Source organism: Corallococcus praedator, from assembly GCF_003612125.1.
Lineage (GTDB): Bacteria > Myxococcota > Myxococcia > Myxococcales > Myxococcaceae > Corallococcus > Corallococcus praedator.
In genome coordinates, this window is sequence record NZ_RAWI01000008.1 from 22,847 (window position 1) to 32,467 (window position 9,621).

General features: G+C 70.9%; 1 protein-coding gene (running past one end of the window). It reads left to right on the forward strand.

Annotated features, from left to right (window positions below; genetic code table 11):
• Positions 1–9,266: part of a non-ribosomal peptide synthetase coding region (locus D7Y13_RS02190; RefSeq protein WP_147452417.1), annotated on the forward strand (this coding region is incomplete at its 5' end). Its footprint begins 22,846 nt before the window's first position; the window shows 9,266 of its 32,112 annotated nt.
• Positions 9,267–9,621: the final 355 nt, after the last annotated feature.

Below are 9,621 nucleotides of genomic sequence, written 5' to 3' on the forward strand. Positions count from 1 at the left end.
AGCGTGACCTGAGCCGCACGCCGTTCTTCCAGGTGACGTTCACCCTGCAGAACGCGCCGATGCCGGAGCGGGTGCTCCCGGAGTTGACGCTCCGGCCGATGGACAGCGAGCTGCGCTACAGCCTCTTCGACCTGCAGTTGTTGCTGGGCCGTACCCCCGACGGCTTCGGCGGGACGCTGCTCTACAACACCGCGCTGTTCGCGCCCGAGACGATGGCGGGGCTCGTCCATCGATTCCAGGTCCTGCTGGACGCGGTCCTGGCTTCGCCCGATGTCCCCGTGGCGCGGCTCCCGCTCATCACGCCCGAGGAGCGCCAGAAGCTGCTCGTCGGGTGGAACTCCACGTCCCGCGACTACCCGCGCGACGCCTCCGTGGCCGGGCTCTTCTCCGCGCAGGCCGCACGCACGCCGGATGCTCCCGCGTTGAAGTCCGGGGACAAGACGCTGACGTACGCGGCCCTGGATCGCGCTTCCAACCAGTTGGCGCACTACCTGCGCCGGTTGGGCGTCAGGCCGGGCGACCGCGTGGGCCTGTGCCTGGAACGCTCGTTCGAGCTCATCGTCGGCATGCTCGGCATCCTGAAGGCCGGGGCGGCCTACGTGCCGGTGGAGGCGAAGTACCCGGCGGACCGCATCACCTGGATGCTCCAGGAGGCGGGCGTCAGCGTGCTGGTGACGCAGGAATCGCTGGCGGATGAGCTGCCGTCGGTGGCGGACCTCCAGATCCTGATGGATGAGGAGGCGGCCATCATCGCGAAGCTGCCGGAGACCGCGCTGGACGTGGATGTGCCGGCCGACGCGCTGGCGTACGTGATGTTCACGTCGGGCAGCACGGGGCGCCCCAAGGGCGTCAGCGTGCCCCAGCGCGGCATCGTGCGACTGGTGCGCGGCAACGACTTCATCCACTTCGGACCGGAGGAGGTCTTCCTCCAGTTGGCGCCAGTCGCGTTCGACGCGTCCACGCTGGAGGTCTGGGGCGCGCTGCTCAACGGCGCGAAGCTCGTGCTGGCCCCGGCGAAGGCCCTGTCCTTCGAGGCGACGGGCGCGCTGCTGGTGGGCGAAGGCATCACCACGCTGTGGCTCACGGCCGCGCTCTTCGAGCAGATGGTCGTCCATCAGGGCGAAGCGCTGGCGGGTGTGCGACAGGTGCTGGCGGGCGGCGACGTGCTGCCCGTGGAGCGTGTGCGCGACCACCTGGCGCGGATGCCTTCCGGCTCCGTGCTCGTCAACGGCTACGGCCCCACGGAGAACACCACGTTCTCCGCCACGCACACGTTGCATGCCGGAGACCGCGTGGGCCGGTCGGTGCCCATCGGTCGGCCGCTGGCGCAGTCCACCGCGTGGGTGCTGGATGCGGCCTTCCAGCCCGTCCCGCCGGGAGTGCCGGGTTCGCTGTACGTCGGCGGCGACGGTCTGTCCTGGGGCTACCTCCAGCGCCCGGACCTGACCGCGGAGCGCTTCATCCCCCACCCCTTCGCCACGGAGCCGGGCGCCCGCCTCTACAGCACCGGCGACCGCGTGCGCTGGCAGGCGGATGGGACGTTGGAGTTCCTGGGCCGCACCGACTTCCAGGTAAAGATCCGCGGCTTCCGCATCGAGACTGGCGAAGTCGAAGCCGTGCTGCGCCAGTCATCGCAGGTGCGCGAGGCCGTGGTCCTGGCGCGTGAGGACGTGCCCGGGGACAAGCGGCTGGTCGCGTACATCGTGCCCACGGCTGACGCAGGCGACCTGGATCAGCTCAAGGCGTTCGCCCAGAAGCTGCTGCCGGAATACATGGTGCCGTCCGCGTTCGTCACCCTGCCCTCGCTGCCGCTGTCGGCCAACGGGAAGGTGGACCGCAAGGCGCTGCCCGCTCCGGAGGCGCCGCGCGTCTCCGACGCGAAGGTGTCCGCGCCTCGCAACGCGATGGAGACGGCACTCGTCGCCATCTGGGCGGAGGTGCTGCACCTGGAGACCGTCGGCATCCACGACGACTTCTTCGAGCTGGGCGGCCACTCGCTGCTGGCCACGCAGGTGGTGTCGCGCATCCGGTCCACGCTGGGTGTGGAGCTGCCTCTGGGAGACCTCTTCAGCGCGCCCACCGTGGCCACGCTGGCGGAGAAGCTGGGCAGCGCCAGTCGGACGCAGGCGCCCCCACTGGTCCGCGCGGAGCGGACCACCGCGCCGCCGCTGTCGTTCGCGCAGCAGCGCCTCTGGTTCATCGACCAGTTGGAGCCGGGCACCAGCCTGTACAACATGCCGCTGCCGCTGCGGCTGACGGGCGCGCTGGACGAAGGCGCGCTGCGCAAGAGCCTGGACGCGCTGATGGCGCGGCATGAATCGCTGCGCACCACGTTCCGAGTGGAAGCGGGCCAGCCCGTGCAGCGCATCCACGCCGAGGCCACCGTGCCCTTCGAGTCCGTGGACCTCACGGGCTCGACGGAGCCGCAGGCCGAGCTGGAGCGTCGGGCCCTCGCGGAGTTCCGCCGCCCGTTCGACCTGGAGCACGGACCGGTGATCCGCGCCCTGCTCATGAAGCTGGGCGCGGAGGACCACGTGCTGGTGCTGCACCTGCACCACATCGTGTCCGACGGCTGGTCTCTGGGCGTGTTGGTGCGCGAAGTCACCACGTTCTACGAGGCCTTCCGCCACGGACAAGTCCCGGCCCTGCCGGAGCTGCCCGTGCAGTACGCGGACTACGCCGTGTGGCAGCGAAACTGGCTGCAGGGTGACGTGCTGGAAGCGCAGTTGGGTTGGTGGAAGCAGCAGCTCGCGGGCGCACCCCACGTGCTGGACCTGCCCACCGACAAGCCGCGTCCGGCCGTCGCCACCCAGCGCGGCGACGCGGTGTCCGTGCGCCTGCCGCGTGCCCTGTCCGAGCAGGTGGAAGCCCTGGGCCAGAAGGAAGGCGCCACGCCCTTCATGGTGCTGCTGGCGGCCTTCCAGACCGTGCTGCATCGGTACTCGGGGCAGGACGACGTGCTGGTGGGTTCACCCATCGCGAACCGTGGCCACGCTGAGACGGAGGGCCTGATCGGCTTCTTCGTCAACACGCTGGTGCTGCGCGGCAGCTTCGGTGCGCGGCCCTCGTTCCGGCAGCTCCTGTCGCAGGTGCGCACCACGACGCTGGGCGCCTACGAACACCAGTACCTCCCATTCGAGCGGCTGGTGGAGTCGCTGCAGACGACGCGCGACCTGGCCCGCACGCCGCTGTTCCAGGCGCTCTTCGCACTCCAGAACGCACCGGTGTCGGGGGCGACGATGCCCGGCCTCGCCGTGCAGCCCGCCGACTTCGGCAGCCGTGCGACCACCCTGTTCGAGCTGAGCCTCGACTTGAGCCGTGACGCGGACGGCTTCGCGGGCCGGCTCGAATACGCGACGGACCTGTTCGAGCCCGCCACCATCGAGCGGCTCCTCACGCACCTGCGCGTGCTGCTGGAGACCGTGGTCGTGCGGCCCGATGCCCCGCTGGCCGACCTGTCCCTCGATGCACCCGAGGCGCAGGCGCGGCTCCTCGGCCTGGGACGCGGCGACGTCGTGGACTTCGACCTGGAGTCCACGGTGCACAGCCTCATTGAACAGCAGGCGGTCCGCACGCCGGACGCGGACGCCGTGGTGTTCGAGGGGACGACGCTGTCCTTCCGTCAGTTCAACGCCCGGGCCAACCAGCTCGCCCGGCACCTGCGCTCGCTGGGCGTGGGCCCGGAGTCGACGGTGGCACTGAGCCTGGAGCGCTCCGCGGACGCCATCGTCGCGTTCCTCGCGGTGCTCAAGGCGGGCGGCGCGTTCGTGCCGCTCGACCCGGCGGCCCCTGACGCGCGCAAGGCCTACATCCTGGAGAACAGCCGCGCCTCCGTGCTGCTGACCACCCAGGCCCAGGCCGAAGCGTGGCGGCCCGACGTCGCCCACGTCGTGAAGCTGGATGTCGCACAGGCCCACATCGCGACCCTCTCCGAGGAGCCCCTGCCTGCCTCCGCGGGCCCGGACAACCTCGCGTACGTCATCTACACGTCGGGTTCCACGGGCACGCCCAAGGGCGTGATGGTGCAGCACCGCTCTGTCGTCCACCTGCACCACACGCTGGTCCGGAAGGTCTACACGCAGCAGCGCCCGCTGCGCGTCAGCCTCAACTCGGCGCTGTACTTCGATGCCGTCATCGAGGCGTTCATCAAGCTGCTCGCCGGCCACTGCCTCTGCATCATTCCGGAAGACACGCGCCGGGATCCGGAGCGGATGCTCACGTGGATTGAACAGCAGCGCATCGACCTGCAGACCAGCACGCCCTCGCAGCTCAAGCTCCTGCTGGAAGCCGGAATGCTGGAGCGCGCCTGGGTGCCGTCGCAGATCATGCTGGGCGGCGAAGCCCTGGACGAAGTGACGTGGCGGTTGCTGGCCACGACGGGCCGCACGCGTGCCTTCAACGGCTACGGTCCCACCGAGACCACTGTTTGCGTCACGACGTACGACATCCAGGGCACCGCCCTGTCCCAGCCCGTCATCGGCCGGCCGCTGGACAACCTGCGCGCCTACGTCCTCGATGAGCACCAGCGCCTGGTGCCCTTCGGCCTGCCCGGCGAGCTGTGCTTCTCCGGCGCGGGCGTCACGCGCGGCTACCTGGGCCAGCCGGAGCTGACAGCGGAGCGCTTCGTTCCGGATCCGTTCAGCACCGAGCCCGGCGCGCGCCTCTACCGCACGGGTGACAAGGCCCGCTGGCGCGAGGACGGCACGCTGGAGTTCATGGGCCGCCTGGACTTCCAGGTGAAGCTGCGCGGCTACCGCATCGAACTGGGCGAGGTCGAAGCCACCCTGCGCACGTACCCGGGCATCCGGGACGCGGTCGCGGCGGTGCGCGAGGACGTGGCCGGTGATGCGCGCCTCGTCGCCTGGGTCGTGCCGGAGGTGGACACCGCGCCCTTGCGCGAACACCTGCGCCGGTTCCTGCCCGACTACATGGTGCCGGCCACGTTCGTCACCCTGCCCGCCCTGCCGCTGACGCCCAACGGCAAGGTGGACCGCAAGGCCCTGCCCACGCCGGAAGCGTCGCGGATCCCCACCCGCATCACCGACGCGCCCGGGACGCCCACCGAGGTGGCCCTGGCCGCGCTGTGGAGCGAGCTGTTGCGCGTGCCCGCCGTGGGCCGTCACGACAACTTCTTCGAGCTGGGCGGCCACTCGCTGCTGGCCACGCAGGTCGTGGCCCGGGTGCGTGCCCGCTTCGGCGTGGAGCTGCCGGTCCGTGCGCTGTTCGAATCGCCCACCGTGGCGACACTCGCCCTGCGCCTGCCGGACGCTCCGACGGCCACCGTGCTGCCGCCGCTGACCCCGGCCGCGACGCCTGGGCCGCATCCGCTGTCGTTCGCGCAGCAGCGGCTGTGGTTCATCGATCAGTTGGACCCGGGCAGCCCGCTCTACAACATGCCCACCGCGCTGCGCCTGTCGGGCACGGTGGACGTCCCGGCGTTCCAGCAGGCCTTCGACGCCCTGATCCAGCGGCATGAATCGCTGCGCACCACGTTCGAGGCCCACGACGGCGAGCCCCGTCAGCGCATCCACCCCGCCCCGGCGCGAAGCCTGTTCGTGGTGGACCTCACCACCCTGCCCCAGGAAGCGCGCGAGGCCGAAGTGCTCCGGCTCGCGAGCGAGGACGCCCTGCGTCCGTTCGACCTGGCCGCGGGCCCGCTGGTGCGGCTCACGCTGCTGAAGCTGGACGCGAGCGAGCACGTGCTGCTCCTGTGCCTCCACCACAGCATCAGCGATGGTTGGTCCATCGGCGTGCTGGTGCGCGAGGTCGTGGCCCTCTACGAGGCCTTCCGTCAGGGGCTGCCGTCGCCGCTGCCTCCGCTGCCGGTGCAGTACGCGGACTACGCCGTGTGGCAGCGCAACTGGCTCCAGGGTGATGCGCTCGATGCGCAATTGGGTTGGTGGAAGCAGCAGCTCGCCGGTGCGCCGCAAGCGCTGGCCCTGCCCACCGACAAGCCCCGTCCTCCGCAGCGCTCCGCACGGGGCGCCATGCTCCCGGTGCACGTGCCTCCGGCCCTGAGCGAAGCGGTGGAGGCCCTGGCGCAGCGTGAGGGCGCTACGCCCTTCATGGTGCTGCTGTCGGCCTTCCAGACCCTGCTGCACCGGTACTCCGGTCAGGAGGATCTGCTGGTGGGCACGTCCATCGCGGGCCGGCGCCACGCGGAGACGGAGGGCCTCATCGGCTTCTTCGTCAACACGCTGGTGCTGCGTGCGCGATTCGACGCGCGTCCCTCGTTCCGTCAGGTGCTCACGCAGGTGCGCGCCAACACGCTGGGCGCGTACGAACACCAGGACATCCCGTTCGAGCGGCTGGTGGAAGCGCTCCAGCCCGCGCGCGACCTGTCGCGCACGCCGCTCATCCAGGCCCTCTTCGTGCTCCAGAACACGCCGGAGTCGGAAGCGCGCCTGCCGGAGCTCACGCTGCGGCCGGTGGAGGTGGAGCTGAACTCGACGAAGTTCGACCTGGACCTGAGCCTGAGCCGCACGGCCCGGGGGTTCGAGGGCGCCCTCTTCTACAGCACGGATCTCTTCGAGGCGGCCACCGCCCGGAGGCTGACGGAGCACCTGGTCCAATTGCTGGAAGGCGCCATCGCCACGCCGGACGCCGCCGTGGAGACGCTGCCCCTGCTGTCCGCGGACGAGCGTCAGTGGGTGCTGGAGGAGTGGAGCGGCGAGACGGCCGACTTCCCGGCCGACCTGTCCTTCCACACGCGCTTCGAGCAGCAGGTGACCCGCACGCCCAAGGCACCCGCCGTGGTGATGGGTGACACGACGGTCTCCTTCCACCAGCTCAACGTGCGCGCCAACCAGCTCGCCCACTACCTGCGCACGCTGGGGGTGGGCCCCGAGGTGCCGGTGGCGTTCAGCCTGGAGCGATCGCCGGAGGCCCTGGTCGCGCTGCTGGGCATCCTCAAGGCGGGCGGTGCCTACGTGCCGCTCGACCCGGCGGCCCCCGCCGCGCGCAAGGCCTTCATCCTGGAGAACAGCGGCGCATCGGTGCTGCTGACGACCCAGGCCCTGGCGGAGACGTGGCAGCCGACGGTGCGTCATCTGGTGCGGCTGGACACGGAGGCACGGCGCATCGACGCGCTGTCGCCGGGCAACCCGCGCGCGGACGTGCGGCCCGAACACCTGGCGTACATCCTCTACACGTCCGGCTCCACGGGCACGCCCAAGGGCGTGATGGTGCAGCACCGCTCCGTGATGCACCTGCATCGCGCCATGGCGGACGTCCTCTCCGCAGAAGGCCCGAAGGTCATGCGGGCCAGCCTCAACGCGCCGCTCTACTTCGACGTGTCCGTGGGGCAGCTGTTGCTGCTGCTGGATGGACACTGCCTGTGCCTCGTCTCGGAGGACGTGCGCCTGGAGCCGGAGCGGATGCTCGCGTGGCTGGAGCAGCAGCGCATCGACGTGCTGGATTGCACGCCGTCGCAGCTCAAGCCCCTGCTGGAGGCGGGCCTGCTGGAGCGCACCCACGTGCCGGCGAGCATCCTCGTCGCCGGTGAAGCGGTGGATGAAGTCACCTGGCGCGTCCTCGCCGGGACGACGCGCACGCGCGCCATCAATGCCTATGGCCCCACCGAGGGCACGGTGTACGCCACCTCGTGGAGCATGCAGGGCGCGCCGCAGCTGGCGCCCGTCATCGGCCGGCCGCTCGTCAACATGGGGGCGTTCGTGCTCGACGCGAGCCTGAACCCCGTGTCGGTGGGCGTGCCCGGGGAGCTGTTCATCTCCGGCGAGGGACTCGCACGCGGCTACCGCACCCGGGCGGACCTCACCGCGGAACGCTTCATCCCCCACCCGTTCAGCACCCGGCCCGGTGCGCGCCTGTACCGCACGGGCGACCGGGCCCGCTGGCGGCAGGACGGCACGCTCGACTTCATGGGGCGCGTGGACTTCCAGGTGAAGCTGCGCGGCTTCCGCATCGAGCCCGGTGAAATCGAAGCCGTCCTGCGCACGCACCCGGGCATCCGGGACGCGGTGGCCCTCGTCCGCGAGGACGTCCCGGGCCTGCCGCGCCTCGTGGCCTACGTGGCCCCCGCCGTGGACACTGCTCCGCTGCGCGGCCACCTCCAGCGCTCGCTGCCGGAGTACATGGTGCCGGCCACCTTCGTCGCGCTGCCGGCGCTTCCGCTCACGACCAACGGGAAGGTGGACCGCTTGGCCCTGCCGGCCCCGGTGGAGGGTGCGGTGGGAACGGGGGCCCTGATGGGTCCGCGCGATGAGACCGAGGCACGGCTCGCGCTGCTCTGGGCGCAGGCCCTGGGCGTGTCCGCCGTGGACGTGCGCAGCAGCTTCTTCGAGCTGGGTGGCCACTCGCTGCTCGCGGTGCGCCTGCTGGCGGCGGTGAACCGTGAGTCGGGCCGTCGCCTCCCGCTGTCGGCGCTCTTCCAGGCGCCCAGCGTGGAGCGGTTCGCGCGGTGGATGAATGAGGCGCAGGACACCCGGCCCTTCTCGCCGCTGGTGCCCTTCGCGAAGGAAGGCCCGGGCACCGCCCCGCCGTTCTTCTGCGTCCACCCGGTGGGTGGCAACGTGCTCGCGTACGCGGAGCTGGCGCGGCGGTTGGGCGCGGACCAGCCCTTCTACGGCCTGGAGGCGCGGGGCCTGGACGGCACGAGTGCACCCCTGGGGACGGTGGAGGAGATGGCCACCAGCTACGTGCAGGCGCTGCGCACGGTGCAGCCTTCCGGCCCCTACCACCTGGGCGGCTGGTCGCTGGGCGGCGTCATCGCGTACGAGATGGCGCACCAACTGCGCGCAGCGGGCGAGGAGGTGGCGCTGCTCGCGCTCATCGACTCGTACGTCCCGGAGACGGTGGCGGCTTCGGAGCCGGCCCTGGAGCGCACGCTGGCCGTGGGCTTGTTCGCCCAGGACTTGATGGGCGTGTCCCTGGCGGAGCTGGAACTGGACATGGCGGAGTTGGCGACGCTGGAGCCCGAAGCGGCCCTCACGCGGGTGCTGGAGTCCGCGGCGCGTGCCGGAGCGCTGCCGCCCGGCGTGGACAGCGCGAACCCGGCCGCCCTCTTCCGTGTCTTCGAGGCCAACCTCGAAGCGGCTCGGCGCTACCGCCCGCCCGCGATGGAACAGCAGGTGCTGCGCGTGCAGGCGGACACGGGTTCGGGTGACGGCGGCTGGTCGGCGCTTGTCGGTGAACGGCTGGAGTCGTACCGCCTGCCGGGCAACCACTACACGCTGCTGCGCGAGCCCACCGTGCAGACCGTGGCGGACCTGTTGAAGAAGGCCCTCCGCGATCCGCACGGAAAGTAGCGGCTGCGGAGGTGCCATAGGGCATCAGCCCCCCGCTCCCTCGCTTGAGGGAGCGGGGCGGAATCCGCGACTTCACCCCAGGTGACACCGTCCGCCGGACTCGGAACGTGACCTCCTCGGATCCTGTCGCACCGGTGCTGACACCGGACGCGATGATCACGATGCAGAGGAACTTCATGGGCTGGTTGGAAATGACCCTTCGGCCACGCCTGATTTTTCGCCCCTCCACGCCTCGCTTCCTGAGTGGGCTGGCGACAACGATCCTGTAGCGGGAACCGGCACAGGGAGTGCCTGAGGAGCACACGCGAGGGCTGCTAAGAAGTGCCGGCGTTTTCGACACTCTGGATGGCTCCCC